Origin of the sequence: Bradyrhizobium sp. CCGUVB1N3 (assembly GCF_024199925.1) — a bacterium.
Classification (GTDB): domain Bacteria; phylum Pseudomonadota; class Alphaproteobacteria; order Rhizobiales; family Xanthobacteraceae; genus Bradyrhizobium.
This window is the reverse complement of sequence record NZ_JANADR010000001.1, coordinates 1,278,235-1,296,383: the sequence shown is the minus strand read 5'-3', so window position 1 is coordinate 1,296,383 and position 18,149 is coordinate 1,278,235. Positions and strand designations below refer to the sequence as shown.

Here is an 18,149-nt window from a genome sequence, read left to right as displayed (position 1 = left end):
ACCTCGACCGACTGATCGCGTCATGGGCGTCTCCGAACCCTTCATTCGCCGGCCGATCGCGACCTCGCTGCTCGGCATCGCGCTGCTGATCGGCGGTGCGCTCGGCTATTTCTCGCTTCCGGTCTCCGCGCTGCCGCAGGTCGACTTCCCGACCGTGCAGGTGACGACGCAACTGCCCGGCGCGAGCCCCGACGTCATCGCCTCGCTCATTACCGCCCCGCTGGAGCGGCAGCTTGGCCAGATCCCGTCATTGTCGGCGATGAACTCGACGAGCTCGTTCGGCGTCAGCCAGATCTCGCTGCAATTCGATCTCAACCGCGACATCGACGGCGCGACGCAGGACGTGCAGGCCGCGATCAACGCAGCCGCCGGCGTGCTGCCAAGGACGCTGCCTTATCCGCCGACCTACGCCAAGGTGAACCCGGCGGATGCGCCGGTCATGACCCTTGCGCTGCGCTCCGACACGATCTCGCTGCGGGCGATGAGCGACATCGCGGATACGATCCTGGCGCAGCGGCTGAGCCAGATTTCCGGCGTTGGCCGCGTCTCCGTGCTGGGCGGGCTGAAACCGGCGGTGCGCATCCAGGCCGACCTCGCGCGGCTTGCCGCCTACGGCATCGCCATGGAGGATCTGCGCAGCGCGGTCTCCAATGCCAACGTCTCGGGGCCGAAGGGTTCGCTCGACGGCGCGCAGCAGTCCTACCTGATCGCGGCCAACGACCAGATCGCCGCGGCCGATGCCTACCGGCCGGTCATCGTGGCCTATCGCAACGGCTCGCCCGTCACCATCGGTGATATCGCGCAGATCGTCGACGGCCTGGAAAACGACCGGACCGGCGGCTGGTATCAGGGCACGCCGGCGGTGATCATCGACATCCAGCGCCAGCCCGGCGCCAACGTGATCGACGTGGTCAGCCAGATCCGGGCGGAGATCCCGAAAGTCCAGCGCACGATCCCGGCCGGCGTGAACCTGACCGTGGTCTCGGACCGGACCGTCACCATCCGGGCCTCCGTCCATGACGTGCAGTTCACGCTGATCCTCGCCGTCGTGCTGGTAACGCTGGTCGTGCTGCTGTTCCTGCGCTCGCTGCGTGCGACCGTGATCGCCGGCGTCGCGCTGCCGCTGTCGCTGATCACGAGCTTCGGCATCATGTACTTCGCCGGTTTCAGCCTCGACAATCTGTCGCTGATGGCGCTGACCATAGGCACAGGCTTCGTGGTCGACGATGCCATCGTGATGATCGAGAACATCGTCCGCCACATGGAGAATGGCGAGACCGCGATGCAGGCCTCGCTCCGCGGCGCGAGCGAGATCGGTTTCACCGTGATCTCGCTGACCGTGTCGCTGATCGCCGTCTTCATCCCGCTTCTGTTCATGTCGGGCCTCGTGGGTCGGATGTTCCGCGAATTCGCGCTGACGCTGACGATCGCGGTCGTGACCTCGGCGGTGGTCTCGCTCACCCTGACGCCGATGATGTGCTCGCGCCTCCTCAAGCACGCCCATGAGGAATTGGCGGTCCCGGGGCTCGCCGCGGTCAGCCGCTTCATCGACTGGACCGTCGGCTTCTATCACCGCAGCCTGTTATGGGTGCTGGAGCATCAGCGCGCGACGCTGGTCGTGACCTTCGCGACGCTGATCGCGACCCTGGCTCTCTACGTTGTCGCGCCCAAGGGCTTTCTGCCGCTCCAGGATACGGCCTCGATCACGGCAGTGACGGAGGCCGGCGCCGACGTCTCCTTCGCCGAGATGCAGAAGCGGCAGACCGAGGCCGCCGATGCCATCAAGGCCGATCCCGACGTGGTCGGCGTCGTCTCGGTGATCGGGGCGGGCTCCGTCAACCCGACCACCAATGTCGGGCGCCTCGTCATGACGCTCAAGCCGCGCGGCGAGCGGCGCGACGACGTCAGCGTGGTCATTGACAGGCTGAAGAACAGGGTTGCCGCGATCCCCGGCATGACCGTGTACTTCCAGCCGGTCCAGGACGTGCAGATCTCGACCCAGTCGAGCCGCTCGCAATATCAGTACACGCTCACCGGCACCGACGCGGCATCCGTCTCGGAATGGTCGCGCAAGCTGGTCGCCGAGATGCGGCGCGATCCGCTGTTCCGCGACGTATCATCGGAGGCACAGGAAGGCGGCTTGCGCGCTCAGCTCGACATCGACCGAACCCGCGCCGGCCAGCTCGGCGTCAACCTGCAAGCCGTCACCGACACCCTGAACGACGCCTTCGCGCAGCGGCAGATTTCCACCATCTACGGCCAGGCCAACCAGTACCGCGTGGTGCTGGAGGCGCTGCCGATGTACCAGCGCGATCCGTCGATCCTGTCAAAACTCTATCTGCCGGGCGGAGCGAGCGCCACGGTTGGCGCGCCCAACGCCCAAGTGCCGCTGTCGGCCGTGGCGACGCTCACACGGACGACGGCGCCGCTGGCGATCTCGCACCAGGCGCAATTCCCGGCGGTCTCGCTCAGCTTCAACCTGGCACCGGGCGCAGCTCTCGGCGACGCAGTCGACGCGGTGAAGGCGATCGAGACCCGCATCGGCATGCCTGGCAGCATCGTCGGCGTCTACGCTGGCGATGCCGCCGAATTCGCCAAGGCGCTCGCCGGGCAGCCCTGGCTGCTGCTTGCTGCCGTCATCACGATCTACATCGTGCTGGGCGTGCTCTATGAGAGCTACATCCATCCGATCACGATCCTGTCGACGCTGCCGTCCGCCGGCGTCGGCGCGATCCTGGCACTGGTGCTGTTCGGGCAGGACCTCTCCGTCATCGGCCTGATCGGCATCATCCTCCTGATGGGCATCGTCAAGAAGAACGCCATCATGATGATCGACTTCGCGCTGGAAGCAGAGCGTGGGCAGGGGATGGCGCCGACGGAAGCGATCGTTCAGGCCTGCCTGTTGCGCTTCCGCCCGATCATGATGACGACGCTCGCGGCGCTGTTCGGCGCGCTTCCGCTTGCGATCGAAAGCGGCACCGGCTCGGAGCTGCGCTTTCCACTCGGCATCTCCATCATCGGCGGCCTTCTGCTCAGCCAGTTGCTGACGCTCTACACCACCCCGGTGATCTATCTCGCGCTCGACCGGATCAACCGCCGCCTCGAGCGCGCGCTGCCCCCGGTCGAGCCGGGAGGCCCGCCGGTTGCGGGCGCAACCGAGGGCATGTGATGGCATCGATCTCGGAGCCCTTCATCCGCAGGCCCGTCGCCACCACGCTGCTTTCGATCGGGCTGTTTCTCCTGGGCGTCGTGGCCTACGAGTTCCTGCCCGTCTCCTCGGTGCCGAACGTCGATTTTCCCGCCATCTTCGTCTCCGCAAGCCGCCCTGGCGCCGATCCTTCCGTAATGGCGGCAACCGTCGCCGCGCCGCTGGAGCGGCGCTTGGGTGAGATTGCCGGCATCAATCAGATCACCTCGACCAGCTCGCTCGGCGTCAGCAGTATTCAGCTGCAATTCAACATCGGCCGCGACATCGATCGGGCTGCACGCGACGTGCAGGCCGCCATCAACGCCTCCCTGGTGGACCTGCCGAGCGATCTGCCGGCGCTGCCGCGCTTCCGCAAGGCCAACACGGCGGGCGCCCCGGTCTACGTGCTGGCACTGACCTCGAAAACCCTCACCACCAGTGCGATCTACGACGTCGCCGATACCGTGCTGGCACAGCGCATCTCGCAGGTGCCGGGCGTAGGCAATGTGACGATCAGCGGTGCTGACCAGCCGGCGGTTCGCATCCAGCTCAATCCGGTCGCGCTGTCGAATGCCGGCATCGCCACCGACGACGTGCGGACCGCGATCATCAATGCCAATCCGCTCGGCCCGGTCGGCATCTTCAACGGCGAGCGCCAGAGCGAGACGCTGGGGCTGAACCGGCAGATGCGGACCGCGAAGGAATTCCGCGACATCGTGATCAAGAGTGCGAACGGCAATTTCGTCCGGCTCTCCGATGTCGCCGAGATCGAGGATTCCGTCCGCAACGCCCGCTCGATCGCCTGGTTCAACAAGCAGCCGGCGGTGATCATGCAGATCACCAAGCAGGGCGATGCCAACGTCATCGACACCGTCGACCGCGTCAAGGCGCTGATCCCCGAGCTGAAACAATGGATTCCGGCAGGGGTCGAGATTTCGACGCTGGTCGATCGCACCGGCACGATCCGCGCCAGCGTCGAGGACATGCAGTGGACGCTGCTTGCGACCGCCATCCTGGTGATGGTCGTGGTGTTCGTGTTCCTGCGCCGGATCACACCGACCATCGCGGCCGGCATCTCGGTGCCGCTTGCACTTGCCGGGACCTGCGCCGGGATGTGGATCGCCGGCTTCTCCATCGACAATCTGTCGCTGATGGCGCTCGCGATCTCCGTCGGATTCGTGGTCGACGACGCCATCGTGATGATTGAGAACATGTTCCGCAATCTCGAGCATGGCATGCGGCCGTTCCAGGCAGCTCAGGAGGGGGCGAAGCAGATCGGATTCACCGTGCTGTCGATTAGCCTGTCGCTGATCGCGGCGTTCACGCCGCTGATCTTCATGGACGGCATCGTCGGCCGCCTGCTGCGCGAGTTCTCGCTGACACTGACTTTTGCGATCGTGGTCTCGACGCTGGTCTCGCTCACGGTCACGCCGATGATCTGCGCCCATTACATCCGGCAGACCACATCGGGCACGGCGACGCTGTTCGACCGCGTCATCGAAGGCTCACTGTCGCGCATCGTCGCTTTCTATGCCCGAACCTTGCGCACGGGGCTCGAATTTCCGCTGCTGACCTTGCTCGTCTTCTTCGCCACCATCGGGCTGACGGTGACGCTCTACATCAAGATCCCCAAGGGTTATTTTCCAACCGACGACTCCGGCTTCGTCATCGGCGCAACGCGGGCGTCTGCCGATATCTCGTTCCAGTCGATGCTGGGCTTGCAGCAGCAGCTCGCCGACATCGTGATGGCCGACCCGGCCGTTGCCGGCATCGGCTCGGTGCTGGGCGGCGGCGGGCCGGGCCCGGCCACCTCCAACCGCGGCACCATGTTCATCAGCCTGAAGCCGCCGGCCGAGCGGAACTATGTCTCGACCGAGATCGTCATCGATCGCCTGCGCCGCAATCTCTATCGCGTCGCCGGCATCCGCCTGTTCATGTTCGCGGCACAAGACGTCCGCGCCGGCGGACGGCAGAGCGACTCGAACTACCAATATACGCTGTCGAGCACCGATCTCGACCTGTTGCAGCAGTGGGCGCCGATCGTCGCCAAGCGAATGGAGACGGTCGAAGGCATCACCGACGTTTCCGCCGATCGCGATCCCGGCGGATTGCAGCTCACCCTGTCCATCGACCGCCAGAACGCCTCGCGGCTCGGCGTCCGCGTGCAGGACATCGACAATGCGCTGAACAACGCGTTTGCGCAGCGGCAGATCTCGATCATCTACACCCAACGCAACCAGTACATGATCGTGCTGGAGACCGATCCGAAATTCCAGGTCGACCCGACCAATCTCGAGCGCATCTATGTGGCGGGCGCCAATGACGTGCAGGTGCCGTTGTCAGCCGTCGTCCGTGCCCAGCGCGGGCTCGCTTCGCTCGCCGTGTTTCACTCGCAAGGATTCCCCTCGACGACCGTGTCGTTCAACACCTTGCCGGACGTGCCGTTGCAGGTCGCGACCCAGAACATCCAGCGTGCGGTCGAGGAGCTGCACATGCCCGAAGGCATTCGCGGCAGCTTTGACGGCAACGCCGGCGATTTCGCCCGGACCAGCGGCCGGCAGCCGCTGCTGATCCTTGGCGCGCTGGTGGCGATGTATATCGTGCTCGGCGTGCTCTACGAGAGCCTTGCCCATCCACTCACGATCATCTCGACCTTGCCATCGGCCGGGTTAGGGGCGCTGCTCGCGCTCCAGCTCACCAACACGCCGCTGACGGTGATCGCCTTCGTCGGCATCATCCTTCTGATCGGCATCGTCAAGAAGAACGGCATCATGATGGTCGACTTCGCACTCGACGCCGAGCGGCAGCGCGGCCTGTCCTCGGCCGATGCGATCTTCGAGGCCTGCCAGGCGCGCTTCCGACCGATCTTGATGACGACCATGGCGGCGCTGTTTGCCGGCATACCGCTGGTCATCGCGACGGGACCCGGAACCGAACTGCGGCGTCCGCTCGGCATCACCATCATCGGCGGCCTGTTCGTGTCGCAGATCCTGACGCTCTACACGACGCCGGTGATCTATCTCTTGATCGATCGCCTGCGCCGCCGTTCCGAGCCGGGTGCAGTGCATGCGCCCGCGGAATAACGGTTGTTGCAGGCAATAACGGTTGTTGAAGGCCTGGGCCAAGCGTATAGCGGCGGGATGTCGAACCTGTCTGACGTCGCCACCGCAGCTCCCGAACCCGTCGCCGAATGTCCGCACTGCCAGAAGCCGATGCCGCTCTGCATCTGCGACAGCGTCACGCCGCTCGACAGCCGCGTTGCGCTCCTGATCCTTCAGCATCCGCAGGAGCAGGACAGGGCGCTCGGCACCGCGCGGCTGACGGCGCGGCATTTTGCCGATGCGACGGTGCGGGTCGGGCTGTCGTGGCCGAGCCTTGCCAAGGCGCTCGGGCGGCCGGTCGCGGATCCCGCGCGCTGGGCGGTGCTCTATCTCGGCTCCGCGCGCGCCACTGATCTCGATAGCGACGCCGAGATCATCGCGCTGACCCGCAAGGGCGAGATCGCCGACAATCAGCGCGCCATCCTGAACAGGATCGAGGGCGTGGTGCTGCTCGACGGCACCTGGAGCCAGGCCAAGGCGCTGTGGTGGCGCAATCCCTGGATGCTGAAGTGCCAGCGTGTGATCCTCAATCCCGCGAGGCCCTCGCGCTATGGGCGCCTGCGCCGCGAGCCGCGCCGTGACGGGCTCGCCACCATCGAGGCTGCGGCCATGATGCTCGCGAGCCTCCAGCAGCGGCCCGAGATTGCCGAGACGCTGCATGCGAGTTTTGAACGGATGTTAACACGCTACCGCGAAGTGCTGGCGGAGATGCCCGAACTTGCGCCAAAACCGGCAGGCCGAGGCCGCCGTCGCGATTTTCGCCGCAGCCGCCGCGGCTGACCGCCAGCGCCGAGGGCTTGCCCGCAGGAGAGCGGGCAGATAGAGACTCGGGGGGATTTGTTTCCATCCCGTGATCGGGCCTAGCGTTGGAAAGCCAGGAGCGGGATGGGAAGTCGCATTCAGGCTGCGGCCAGGGAAATTTTCAGGCAAAGCGCGCAATTCGACCGCTGGGGCACGCTTGCCCTGATGGACATCTCCTTGCGTTATCGCCGCACCGTGATCGGCCCGCTCTGGATCACTCTGACGCTCGCGGCAACCATCGCCAGCGTCGGCACGGTCTATGCGACGCTGTTCAAGCAGGACGTCGCGGTCTTCCTGCCGTCCTTCGCCGTCGGCCTGATCGTCTGGACCCTGATCGCAGCAACGCTCCAGGAAGGCTCCAACGTCTTCGTGGCCTCCGGCCATTTGATCAAGGCCGTGCCCGCGCCCCTGATCGTCCACGTACTGCAGATGACGGCGCGCAACGTCGTCATCTTCCTTCATCATCTGCTGCTGGTCGTTCTGCTCTATGTCGTGATGCCCTGGCCGCTGCACTGGACCCTGGTGCTCGCCGTTCCCGGCTTTGCGATCCTGCTGGTCACGCTGGTCGGCGGCGCGACCGCGCTCGGGCTGCTCTGCGCGCGCTTTCGCGACATCGGGTCGGCGATCGTCAGTGGCCTGCAATTCGTCTTCTTCCTCACGCCGATCATGTGGACCGAGGACGCGGTGCGTGGCACCGCCTTCCACTGGCTGACGCGGGTCAATCCGTTCGCGACGTTGCTCGATCTCGTGCGCAAGCCGCTGTTGTCGCAGCCGGCCGATCCGGAGCAGTGGCTGCTCGGATCGCTCTACGCGGTCGGCATGGCGGTGATCGGCCTCGGCTGCTACGCGAGATATCGCCATCGCGTGGCGTACTGGCTCTAAAGAGCGATGAGATTAGGATGAATCGTCATCGCTCTTTAGGTTGTTGTTTGCGCATGATCTTTCCGGAAAACCGCTTCACACTTTTCCGGATCATGCTTTAGGTGCGCGCCATGAGCTCCGCTGCCCACATCGTGCTGCGCAATGTCTCGGTCTCATTTCCCGTGCTGTCGTTTCGCGACCGCTCGCTGCGCAGCCGGTTCGTGCGCGCGGTGACGCTGCGGAGTGCCGGCAATGCGCCGCGCCCGCACCTTGTCTCAGCACTGAACGGGGTCGATCTCGATATCCACGCCGGCGACCGGCTCGGCATCATCGGCGCCAATGGCGCCGGCAAGACCACGCTGCTCAGAGTGCTGGCCGGCATCTACCATCCGACCGCGGGCACGGTCGACGTCTGCGGCCGCTGCCTGTCGCTGTTCGATCTCGCCGCCGGCTTCGACGAGGAGGCGACCGGTTACGAGAACATCCTGCGGCGCGGGCTGGTGATCGGAGCGCGGCGCACCGAGATCGAGGCGCGGCGCGCGGAGATAGCCGAGTTCACCGAGCTCGGCGACCGGCTCGACCTGCCGCTGCGCACCTATTCCAGCGGCATGATGCTGCGCCTGATTTTCGCGGTGGCAACCGCGATCGAGGGCGAGATCGTGCTGCTCGACGAGTGGATCGGCGTCGGTGACCAGCAGTTCCGCAAGAAAGCGCGCCAGCGGCTCGACGCGATCGTGGCCCGCGCCGGCATCCTCGTGCTCGCCTCGCACGACATCGATCTCATCAAGAGCACCTGCAACCGCGCGATCCTGTTGCGTGAGGGACGGATCGCCGCCGCGGGTTCAACCGAAGACATCCTCGGCCAATATCTGACTGGCGCCGGCGAGGGCAGGGCGTAACTCCCGGCCTGCTGTTGGAACCGTGAGTCGGGCACCACCGCTTGTTTACGTTTGTGACCCGACCAAGGCAGGAGTGGCAAAAAAATGGAAATTATGCGCTGGAGCCCCTGACGAGGCTGAGCGATCGTAGACACTGAGCACTACAGGCTAAAGTTGTGCCACCTGGGAAGAACGCTCATGCTCGCCGCGATCGAGATCAATTTCGCGCTGTGGGGGATGATCATCTGTGCAGGTATCAAACTGTCGCAGATGCTTGGGTAGCAGCCGCCCCGCCGCAATTTGGACGACCTTCCACAACTGATCGGGAAGTCGGATGAAGGCGGTTGCCTAAGTCCTTGATCCCCTATATCAGTCCGGCCTTACGGGGCCACGTGGCGGAGTGGTTACGCAGCGGTCTGCAAAACCGTTTACACCAGTTCAATTCTGGTCGTGGCCTCCATCACAAGCTCCTGATTTTCCAACAAAAATGACGCCGTCGCGCGCGGGCCTCCGGGCCGCCCGATGTGATGCGCCCGGAACTCACCCGGATTTGTCCGGGGTTGGCGGTTAACCGCGATTCAGGTGCCTTGGCATGAAGATCGCATCACCTAGATGATGAATCCTCGAGCCGAAAATCCTGGAGCGCACGTGGGCGAGATCGTCCGATTTATTCCGAAGTCCGAGCTGGAGCGGGCCCGTCTGATACGGGAAGCCCGCGCAATCTATGAGAGCATCTTTCCCTCCGCAGGTCCTGTCAGGGACCCGCGTGAGTCGGACGACCAGTCAGGCACTCAAAGCTGATTGCAAAGCTGATTGATTGTCGCCGCTACATGCGAGGCGGCGACCTGTTCCGACGGACGTAGCGGAGAGAGAAGAGCGAGGGGCGTCGCGCTCAGCAGGCGGCGTACCAGCCATCCGGAAACGGCAGCAGCGGCCAGGCGCCTTCATTGTCGTTGGCGGCTTTGAGCGGCGCGTCGAATTTCCACGAGCGGGGCACGAATTCCTCCTCCGGCACGGGCTCGATGGCGGCCCGCACGGCATCCAGCAGCAAGTTGAATTCGGCTTCGCTCATCGCACCCTCCGGACCATTCCCGTCGGCGCAAATTCGCAAAACCGGCTTTTTTCCCAATTGAGCGGAACGGTCGAATTTTATCGATCCGTCGATCGGCGCTCGATTGGTTAGCGATTCCCTAAGAAAACCCCGCGCGGAACCTAGGCGGTTCCACCGTTCCGGCAGTGTGAAAGAGATCACATTCCCAGAAGTTTCTTTCCCCTAAGTCTGGCGTGGCACCGGCCAATGGGGGCCGGGGGCGGGCGACAGGAGACGCAACCATGAGGGCGAGGTTCCTGAAGTTTGCAGGCGTGAAGAGCCGGGCCCGCCGGGCCTCGACTCTCGGATTGTTCCTGGCGCTGTTTGCTTCCGCCGCCTCCGCACAAGGCACCTCCGAGCAGCGCCGGGCCTGCACTCCCGACGTCTACCGTCTCTGCGCCGGCGAGATCCCCAACGTCCGCGCCATCACCGCGTGCCTGCGCCGCAACAAGCCGAGCCTGAGCGAGGCCTGCCGCGCCGTGTTCGACCAGGCGGGCGGTTGAAGCCCGGCCAGGCTGTGGATTTGTGCGCATCAAGTGAGCTTGCGCGCAGCCGGAATCGACGCCGCAGCCCTGTGGATATGCTGCGGACAGCCTGTGCGTGACGGCGTCCACGGCGAGAACGCGATCTTGAAGCCGACACCGCGCCGTTGCCCCCATTTCGATGCAAACTGCAACCGCCGCGTGCAAGAAGTCTTGATCGGCGGTGATCTATCGGTGACCGGACACCTTGAACGCCGCCCGTGCCCGCGGCGACTAATCAGTAGAGTGCATAAGGATCAGTGGAACGTGATCGTCGATCCCCCTTGTAAAGCACCAAAATGGTGCTTTAGTGCTTTCCATGAGCCCGTCGCCCCGAGAAGCGCCGTCCGCGCTGCGCTACAGGCTCGCCCCTGAGCCGGCCGTCAAAGCCGCGCTGGAGGCGACCTTCGAGGCCTATGACCGCATGATGGAGATCCTGGAGGAGGTTGCCCGCACGCATAATGTGGGCTCCAACGTCGTGCTGCTGCATGCCCACGCCTACGACGCAATCCGAAAACAGACCGGTCTGCCGTCACGCCTGGTGACGCTGGGCCTGCGCAACCGCGCTGAATATCGCGCGGCGAGCGGCCGGCGGCTGCCGCTCGACGACAAGCTCGCCAAGCTCAAGGGCCCGACCACGATCTCCATCGCCACCGTGCAGGGGCGCTTCAGCGTGCCGTTCGATTACGTTGGCTACGCCGAGGGCTGGGGCCAGAGCGTGCCCGCCCTTCTGATCCGCACCGATGACGGTTTCGAAATTCACTACGGCGTCACGCCGAACAATCTGCCAGAGGAGGAGAACGCCATGGATACCATCGCTGCCGCCCCCGAGAACTTCCTGTCCCGGGTCGGACGCCTGATCGCAGGCATCGCCTATGACGCGATCGAGCAGGCCGAAGGCAAGAACAAGCTGAAGGTCGTGGGCCAGGCCATCCGCGAGATCGAGAACGCAGAGAACGAGGCCCGCGAAGCGCTCGCTTCGGCGCGCGCCGAGGAATATCGACTGAACGCCCGGCGCAGCGAGATCGAGCGCGCGATGACTGATCTCGCCGCAAAGATCCAGGGCGCGATCGACGACAGCCGTGACGATCTCGCCCGCGCCGGCATCGCACGGCAGATGGACCTCGAAGCGCAGTTCGAAGTGCTGTCGCGCGCGTTCGACGAGAACAATGAGAAGATCGAGCAATGCGTCACCTCGCTGCGCGCGGTGCTCTCGGCCCTCCAGGATGCCGAGCAGCGGCGCGCCGATCTCGAGAAGAGCGAGGCCGCCGCCGGCACACATTCGACCGCAACGTCGAAAAAACAGGCCGGCAACTCGGCCGCAGCAAAGGCGCTGCGCGCGGGCAGGGCGGTGGCGCGGGCCACCGGCGTGCCGGCCGGCATTGCGTTCTCGAGCGACATCGACGAGCTCAGCGCATTGCATCGCGACAAGGAGATTGCGGCGAGGCTTGCGCGGTTGAAGACGCGCTCCTGAGTTTGCGGCCATGAGCACATTGCTCGAACATGTGATGGCGCCTGAGGTCAGGCCGTTCGCGATCGCGGCGGCCATGATCGTCATCGTCGGCTCGGTCGAGGTGGTCTCGATGATGGTCGGGGCCTCCATCAGCGAGATGCTCGGCACCAACATCGATTTCGGTCACCCCAGCGACAATGGCGTGATCAACGCGATCTCCTGGATCAATCTCGGCGGCGTGCCGCTGTTGATCTTCCTGCTGCTGCTGCTCGGCGCCTTCTCGATCACCGGCTTCCTGATCCAGGATATTGCGCGGATGGTCGCCGGCCCCTTGCCGGCGAGCGTCGCCTCGCTCGGCGCGGGGGTCGCGTCGATTCCGCTGGTGCGCATCTCCAGCGGTTTCATCGCCAGGATCATTCCCAAGGACGAAAGCTACGCGGTCGGCCTCGGGGATCTCGTCGGTCGTGTCGGCGAGGTCGTCATCGGTCCCCTGGACCAGGGGCCGCCCGGCCGCGTCAGCGTCGCCGACGTCCACGGCAACCGTCATTTCGTCTGGGCGGTCGCGGCGCCTTCGTCGGAGCCGCTGGTGCAGGGGAGCCTCGTCCTGCTGGTCGATCGCGTCGGCACCCGCTTCGTGGCGGTGAAAGCCGACGATGAACTCAAACCATCCAAACCCACTCTAAGCAATCAGCAAAGCAATTAGCGGAGAGACCTATGTTCGACATCGCAGTCCCGGCCATGATCGGCGTCACGCTGATCATCGTCTTGGGCATCGTCTTCACCATCCTCTACAAGCGCGCGACGCGCGACGAGGCGTTCGTCCGCACCGGCCTGGGTGGCAAGAAAGTCGTGCTCGACGGCGGCGCCATGATCCTGCCGATCTTCCACTCCTATGGCAGCATCAACCTGAAGACGCTGCGGCTGACCGTCGAGCGCAAGGAGCGGGAGTCTCTGATCACGAAGGATCGTCTGCGCGTCGACATCGTCGCCGAGTTCTATGTCCGCGTCCGTCCCGACGAGGAGAGCATTGCGCTGGCAAGCCAGACGCTGGGCGCACTGACCAATGATGCGGAAGCGCTGCGCAATCAGGTCGAAGCCAAATTCGTCGACGGCCTGCGCTCGGTCGCCGCCACCATGACCATCCTGGAGCTCCAGGAGAAGCGCTCTGATTTCGTCAAGCATGTGCAGTCGACGGTCGAATCCGACGTCAAGTCCAACGGCCTTGAACTGGAGTCGGTGTCATTGACAAAACTCGACCAGACCGATGTCAAGTTCTTCAACCCGGAAAACTTCTTCGACGCCGAGGGTCTCACGCAGCTCAAGACCATCACCGAGACCCGCCGGCGCGACCGCAACGCCATCGTGCGCGACAACGAGGTGGCGATTGCGCAAAAGGACCTCGAGGCGCGGCAGCAGACCCTGACCATTGAACGGACCAAGAAGGAAGCCGAGCTCTCGCAGGAGCGCGACATTGCCAACAAGACCGCGAGCACGCGCGCCGAAGTCGCCACCGCGACACAGACCGCGCGCCTGACCGAGGAGAACGCCCGTATCGACACCGATCGCGCGGTCGCCGAGAAGGAGGCCGGCGCCAAGCAGGTCAAGGAAACCGCGGTGATCGAATCCGATCTCGCGATCAACAAGCGCAAAACCGACGCGCAGCGCGAAATCCAGATCGCAACGCAGGAGAACGAGATCCAGATCGCGGCCAAGAGCAAGACGACGTCGGAAGCCGTCGCCGAAGCCAAGGCGGCCGAGGCGCTAGCCGTCTCCGCGGAGGAAAAGGTCGTGACCGCGCGCGCGGTCGAGGTCGCCGACCGTGCCCGCCTGACACAGGTGCTCGCCGCGCGCACCGAGGCCGAACGCAAATCGACCGAGCTGATCGTTGCGGCCGAAGCCGAGAAGAAGGCGGCGCTCGACCGCGCCGAGGCCACCAAGACGCTCGCGAGCGCGGAAGCAGAGGCCAACAAGATCAAGGCGGTCGGCGTCAAGAACATCGGTGAAGCCGAGGCGGCCGTGATCACCATGAAGAACGAGGCGCAGAACAAGCTCGGCAGCAACGTGATCGATTTCGAGATCGCCAAGAAGCGGATCGAGATGACGCCCTCCGCGCTCGCCGAGATGGTCAAGCCGATCGCCAACATCAAGGACGTCCGCATCCTGCACACCGGCGGCGCGTTCGGCGGCAATGGCGCGAACGGCAGCAATGCCGGCTTCGGCGAAGGTCTGGCCGGCGAGCTGTTGAAGGTGCATGCGCTGCGGCCGATGATCGACGAAATCCTGCGCCAGAGCGGTTTTGCGCCAGGCGAGGACCCCGTGAAGGCGCTGGTCGGCGCCGTCACCGGCAAGAGCAACGGTGCCGCTGTCGAGGTTTCCTCGCGTGTGCCTGCGCCTGAGAAAACCGACGCCGCAGAGTAGGCTACGAATGCGCCGGCTATGAATGCCCATTCATTGCTGGCGTGAGCCCTAGTCGATAAGAACAGGCCGTGCGCTTCTCGCGTGGCGTACCTTCCGGAGTGCAGGTCGATCGTGTGTTGAACCGTTCGATCGCTCTCCGGACGAACCTTGCAAGGCAACGCCATTGGTTGCCGCGGCACCTGCGGCCATGAGGTACAGGCGCCGGATGTTCTTTTGATCGGGGCTCTCTCATGAAATTTGTTTTTGCTGCGCTCATTGCACTCGGTCTCGCGGTCGCAGCCGCGCCGTCGCAGGCCGCGGATTCCCGCAACGTCTCCGTCGTCAACGAGACCGGCTACGCCATCAAGTTCCTCGGCTTCAATGCGCCGGACGATGGTCTGGACGAATGGGACAACGAGCTCGACAAGACCTTGCAGAACCAGGCGAGCACTTATGTCGAGTTCGACGACGATGATGAAGGATGCGTCTGGAACATCCGCGTCGACTGGCAGAACTACAACGAGTCCGTGCTGTGGAAGAACGTCAACCTCTGCAAGTTCAACGTGCTGCGGCTGCGCTACGACCCCGGCACCAAGACGACCTCTTTCATCGCGGAGTAAGCGTCGCATCACGGCGCGTTCGCGCGCGCGGCGGGACCGGCGGGGAGGGGACGAGCGCCCTTCCTCCTGATGGCGAGGATATGACGAATTCGTCCTTTGCAAGCGCCGGAGGCTTTGTTATACGCAGCCGCGCGCGAACGTCGGTTCGCCCTTTTCCTCGGTAGCTCAGCGGTAGAGCATCCGACTGTTAATCGGATGGTCGCTGGTTCGAATCCAGCCCGGGGAGCCAAATTTCTTATCAACTTCAATGTCTTGCCGCACGCTCCTGGACCGGAGCGCGACGCCGTTCACGCGGTCGTGCACGTCGTCCGCCGCGCCGGCGTTGGAACGACGCCAATTCGACTCAATTCAAATCGAGGTTCCCTGACGCTGGGCTTACGCGGAGCTGATTCCGATGCCGAACGTTCAGGTCGACCATTCCCACTTGTCCCCCTCGATTCTGCCCACCGACATCCCTGATCTCAGCGACGACGAATGTCTCGCGCTGCTTGCGCGCGCGGTCGAGACACGCGATTCGGCCCGGCTGGATGAAGTCGCAGCCTTGATTGGCCGGCTCGCCGTCGCGATCGAATAGGGCGCAAGGCGTCAGGCCTGCGTTGACGGCTCCGAGGCTGCCGCCTTCGGGCAATCGCCGTGTTGCGTTTTGACGGGGCATGTTCCAAAGATGCCGCCACGTTTTCCCGCGGCGCCGTCCGCATTGCAGGGTTCCCCAATGTCCGGTTTTGCGACCGCGCGCCAAAAGATGGTCGATGGCCAGGTGCGCACCAGTGACGTCACCGATCGCCGCATCCTCGACGCCATGCTCACGATTCCCCGCGAGGCTTTCGTGCCCGCGAGCCGGCAGGCGCTGGCCTATCTCGACCTCGATCTCGACGTGGCCGAAGGCGGATCGGCCAAGCGGTACCTGATTAAGCCGGCGCTCACCGGCAAGCTGCTGCAGGCGGCCGAGATCGGCGAGGCTGATCGTGTCCTGGTGGTCGGCTGCGCCTCCGGTTACGTCGCAGCCCTTGTTGCCAGGCTCGCTGCGCAAGTCACGGCTACGGAAAGCGATTCGGCGCTCGCCGCAAAAGCGAAGGGCAATCTGGCTGCCCTGGGATTTGCGAATGTGGCGTGCGTAGCGGCCCCCTGCGCGGATGGGGACCCGGCGGCCGGTCCCTACGATGTAATCTTTCTGAACGGGGCGACCGAAGTGACGCCCAGCGCGCTCTTCGAGCAGCTCAAGGAGGGCGGGCGGCTGGTCGGCGTTTCGGCCGACACCACGCCCCGGCGGGCCGTGATCGTGACCCGCGCCCACGGCGAATTCGGCCACCGCGCGCTGTTCGACGCCGCAGCCCCGCTTCTTCCCGGCCTCGCGCGGGCGCCTGCCTTCGTCTTCTGACCGGGTGGAACCCGTTAAAAAATACCGTTCTGAATCAGAAGTGTGGCAGGGATGCTGCACGTGAAGAGTTTCCGCTCTGAACAACCGTCAGGTAGTTCCGTCCGGCTTGACCCCGTCCTATGGTGAGCCGGGGGCAACGACTCTCTGTCACCCGGCTCGCGGGCACGAACCGGCGATAAGAATGAACGGAATTTCTGGGATGCATGGGGTGAAGCTCTTCACCGGAGCTGCGGTTTCGGTCCTCCTGATGGCGCTGGCCGGGCAGTCGTCTGCCTTAGCGGAGACGATCGAAAGCGCGCTGGTACTCGCCTATCAGGGCAATCCGCAGCTCAACGCGCAGCGCGCACAGGTCCGTTCGACCGACGAGAACGTGCCGCAGGCGCTGTCCGGATATCGCCCCAAGGTCGCGGTGACGGCGAGCGCCGGTTACCAATATCAGGATACGAAACCGGTGCAGGGTGGCCCGACGATCCACGGCACCGGCGTTCCCCGCAGCGTGAGCCTCACCGCTACGCAGACCCTGTTCAACGGCAATCAGACCGCCAACCGGACGCGCGCCGCGGAGAGTCAGGTCTCTGGCGCGCGCGAAGCACTGCGCGTGCTTGAGCAGAGCGTTCTGCTCTCTGCGGCCACGACATACATGGATTACTTGCGCGATTCGGCCGCGGTCGAGGTTCAGAAGAGCAACGTCCGCGTGCTCGAGCAGACGCTGAAGCAGACGCGTGACCGCTTCAACGTCGGCGAGGTCACACGGACCGACGTCGCTCAGTCGGAAGCGCAACTGGCGGCCGGCAAGACGCAGGAGCAGTCGTCTGAATCGCAATTGACGACGACGCGATCGAACTATCGCCGCATCATCGGCGTCGATCCCATCAATCTCGCTCCGGGCGCGCCGGTCGATCGATTCTTTCCGTCGACGTTGCCTTCTGCGATCGAGCTCAGCTTGATCGAGAACCCGGCCGTCACGTCGGCGATGTACGGCATCGACGTCAACCATCTGCAGGTCAAGATCGCCGAAGGCGCGCTGCTGCCGACGATCAGTTTTCAGGTCGCGGCGACACAGGCATACGAACAGACCTTGACGATCTTCCGCACCTCGACCGCTTCCGCCATCGCGCAAGCCTCCGTGCCGCTCTACCAAGGCGGTGCGGAATATTCGCTGATCCGTCAGTCCAAGGAGAATCTGGCGCAGCAGCGTCTCAACCTCGACTCCACGCGCGACCAGACCCGCGCCACGACCGTGCAGTTTTGGGGCAATCTGGTGGCGGCGAAGGCGCAGGTGCAATCGGCACAGGCACAGGTGACCGCGTCCGAGATTGCGCTGAATGGCGTGCGCGAAGAGGCAAAGGCCGGTCAGCGGACTACCCTGGACGTGCTCAATGCGCAGCAGGCCCTGGTTAATGCCCGCATCACTCTCGTGACTGCGCAGCACGACCGGGTCGTTGCATCCTACAACGTGCTCGCTGCGGTGGGCCGCCTGTCGCCGATCGTGCTCGGCCTGAAGACCACGGTCTACGATCCGAGCGTGCATTACCAGCAGGTGCGTGATAGCTGGGCCGGCGTGCGCACGCCCGACGGACGCTGATCTCCGCGACGAGGTCGGCGTCGCACAAAGGCGATGCCGATCTGCGGTTTGCTTGCAATCATCAAACGCCCTGACATAGCCTTTCACTGAGGTGATGGCGCGATTCGCGCGGCACCCGATGTTGTTTGCGTAGAGCTTCGGTGACGTGGGCAGGGGCGCACCGCCGCGCAATGAGTCGCAATCGCCTTGATCTGGGGACAAGTCAGGCGGTCGCGGCGAAAATGCCGAGCCACCCGTTCGGAACCGGCCAATCCTGTCGTGCTTGGTGTAAAACAAC

Annotated in this window: 14 protein-coding genes and 2 tRNA genes; 15 read left to right on the top strand and 1 reads right to left on the bottom strand. The window is 64.5% G+C overall.

Translation table 11 applies throughout. From position 1 onward, the window contains the following. Positions 1-22: 22 nt before the first annotated feature. From NLM33_RS06125 to NLM33_RS06100, 6 genes are all read left to right on the top strand, one after another. The gene (locus NLM33_RS06125; protein ID WP_254095221.1) at positions 23-3,169 is read left to right on the top strand and encodes an efflux RND transporter permease subunit; all 3,147 of its coding nucleotides are present in this window, start codon (positions 23-25) and stop codon (positions 3,167-3,169) included. Next, complete coding sequence (locus NLM33_RS06120; RefSeq protein WP_254095220.1) at positions 3,169-6,270, top strand: efflux RND transporter permease subunit; 3,102 nt, start codon at positions 3,169-3,171, stop codon at positions 6,268-6,270. The genes NLM33_RS06125 and NLM33_RS06120 overlap by 1 nt, the downstream gene beginning before the upstream one ends. Before the next feature lie 57 nt (positions 6,271-6,327). Further along, a complete protein-coding gene (locus tag NLM33_RS06115) occupies positions 6,328-7,068 on the top strand; it encodes a tRNA-uridine aminocarboxypropyltransferase (protein ID WP_371929908.1) in 741 nt (246 codons plus the stop codon). A gap of 186 nt (positions 7,069-7,254) precedes the next feature. Beyond that, positions 7,255-7,971 carry an ABC transporter permease gene (locus NLM33_RS06110; protein WP_371930103.1) on the top strand — a complete coding sequence of 239 codons (717 nt, stop codon included), beginning with the start codon at positions 7,255-7,257 and terminating at the stop codon, positions 7,969-7,971. Positions 7,972-8,081: 110 nt separating this feature from the next. Continuing rightward, entirely contained in the window at positions 8,082-8,849 is a 768-nt protein-coding gene (locus tag NLM33_RS06105; RefSeq protein ID WP_254095218.1) for an ABC transporter ATP-binding protein, read from the top strand. 365 nt (positions 8,850-9,214) lie between these two features. Further along, positions 9,215-9,288: transfer RNA gene (locus NLM33_RS06100), tRNA-Cys, on the top strand. A gap of 432 nt (positions 9,289-9,720) precedes the next feature. Here NLM33_RS06100 and NLM33_RS06095 read toward each other — a convergent pair. Beyond that, positions 9,721-9,900 carry a hypothetical protein gene (locus NLM33_RS06095; protein WP_254095217.1) on the bottom strand — a complete coding sequence of 60 codons (180 nt, stop codon included), beginning with the start codon at positions 9,898-9,900 and terminating at the stop codon, positions 9,721-9,723. 260 nt (positions 9,901-10,160) lie between these two features. Between NLM33_RS06095 and NLM33_RS06090 the strand changes: the two genes are divergently transcribed. The 9 genes from NLM33_RS06090 (at position 10,161) to NLM33_RS06050 (ending at position 17,872) form a co-directional block, all read left to right on the top strand. Next, positions 10,161-10,421, top strand: coding sequence for a hypothetical protein (locus NLM33_RS06090; protein ID WP_254095216.1), 261 nt, complete (start codon positions 10,161-10,163; stop codon positions 10,419-10,421). A gap of 328 nt (positions 10,422-10,749) precedes the next feature. After that, positions 10,750-11,913 carry a PspA/IM30 family protein gene (locus NLM33_RS06085; RefSeq protein ID WP_254095215.1) on the top strand — a complete coding sequence of 388 codons (1,164 nt, stop codon included), beginning with the start codon at positions 10,750-10,752 and terminating at the stop codon, positions 11,911-11,913. Positions 11,914-11,923: 10 nt separating this feature from the next. Continuing rightward, the gene (locus tag NLM33_RS06080; RefSeq protein ID WP_254095214.1) at positions 11,924-12,595 is read left to right on the top strand and encodes an OB-fold-containig protein; all 672 of its coding nucleotides are present in this window, start codon (positions 11,924-11,926) and stop codon (positions 12,593-12,595) included. An 11-nt stretch (positions 12,596-12,606) separates the two neighbouring features. Beyond that, entirely contained in the window at positions 12,607-14,310 is a 1,704-nt protein-coding gene (locus tag NLM33_RS06075) for a flotillin family protein (RefSeq protein WP_254095213.1), read from the top strand. A gap of 230 nt (positions 14,311-14,540) precedes the next feature. Then, positions 14,541-14,909, top strand: coding sequence for a hypothetical protein (locus NLM33_RS06070; RefSeq protein ID WP_254095212.1), 369 nt, complete (start codon positions 14,541-14,543; stop codon positions 14,907-14,909). Between the two features lie 154 nt (positions 14,910-15,063). After that, positions 15,064-15,138, top strand: a tRNA-Asn gene (locus NLM33_RS06065). A gap of 165 nt (positions 15,139-15,303) precedes the next feature. Beyond that, positions 15,304-15,483 (top strand): hypothetical protein, encoded by a 180-nt coding sequence (locus tag NLM33_RS06060; RefSeq protein ID WP_254095211.1) that lies wholly within the window; start codon positions 15,304-15,306, stop codon positions 15,481-15,483. A 138-nt stretch (positions 15,484-15,621) separates the two neighbouring features. Continuing rightward, positions 15,622-16,287 (top strand): protein-L-isoaspartate O-methyltransferase, encoded by a 666-nt coding sequence (locus NLM33_RS06055; protein ID WP_254095210.1) that lies wholly within the window; start codon positions 15,622-15,624, stop codon positions 16,285-16,287. A gap of 199 nt (positions 16,288-16,486) precedes the next feature. After that, complete coding sequence (locus NLM33_RS06050; RefSeq protein WP_254105667.1) at positions 16,487-17,872, top strand: TolC family outer membrane protein; 1,386 nt, start codon at positions 16,487-16,489, stop codon at positions 17,870-17,872. Positions 17,873-18,149: the final 277 nt, after the last annotated feature.

Bases quoted from the DNA above. Each gene is read 5' to 3' on its own strand.
- NLM33_RS06120 (WP_254095220.1), top strand. From the start codon at position 3,169: ATGGCATCGATCTCGGAGCCCTTCATCCGCAGGCCCGTCGCCACCACG.
- NLM33_RS06050 (WP_254105667.1), top strand. From the start codon at position 16,487: ATGCATGGGGTGAAGCTCTTCACCGGAGCTGCGGTTTCGGTCCTCCTG.
- NLM33_RS06105 (WP_254095218.1), top strand. From the start codon at position 8,082: ATGAGCTCCGCTGCCCACATCGTGCTGCGCAATGTCTCGGTCTCATTT.
- NLM33_RS06125 (WP_254095221.1), top strand. From the start codon at position 23: ATGGGCGTCTCCGAACCCTTCATTCGCCGGCCGATCGCGACCTCGCTG.
- NLM33_RS06060 (WP_254095211.1), top strand. From the start codon at position 15,304: ATGCCGAACGTTCAGGTCGACCATTCCCACTTGTCCCCCTCGATTCTG.
- NLM33_RS06095 (WP_254095217.1), bottom strand. From the start codon at position 9,900: ATGAGCGAAGCCGAATTCAACTTGCTGCTGGATGCCGTGCGGGCCGCC.
- NLM33_RS06080 (WP_254095214.1), top strand. From the start codon at position 11,924: ATGAGCACATTGCTCGAACATGTGATGGCGCCTGAGGTCAGGCCGTTC.
- NLM33_RS06070 (WP_254095212.1), top strand. From the start codon at position 14,541: ATGAAATTTGTTTTTGCTGCGCTCATTGCACTCGGTCTCGCGGTCGCA.
- NLM33_RS06055 (WP_254095210.1), top strand. From the start codon at position 15,622: ATGTCCGGTTTTGCGACCGCGCGCCAAAAGATGGTCGATGGCCAGGTG.
- NLM33_RS06110 (WP_371930103.1), top strand. From the start codon at position 7,255: ATGGACATCTCCTTGCGTTATCGCCGCACCGTGATCGGCCCGCTCTGG.
- NLM33_RS06115 (WP_371929908.1), top strand. From the start codon at position 6,328: ATGTCGAACCTGTCTGACGTCGCCACCGCAGCTCCCGAACCCGTCGCC.
- NLM33_RS06090 (WP_254095216.1), top strand. From the start codon at position 10,161: ATGAGGGCGAGGTTCCTGAAGTTTGCAGGCGTGAAGAGCCGGGCCCGC.
- NLM33_RS06075 (WP_254095213.1), top strand. From the start codon at position 12,607: ATGTTCGACATCGCAGTCCCGGCCATGATCGGCGTCACGCTGATCATC.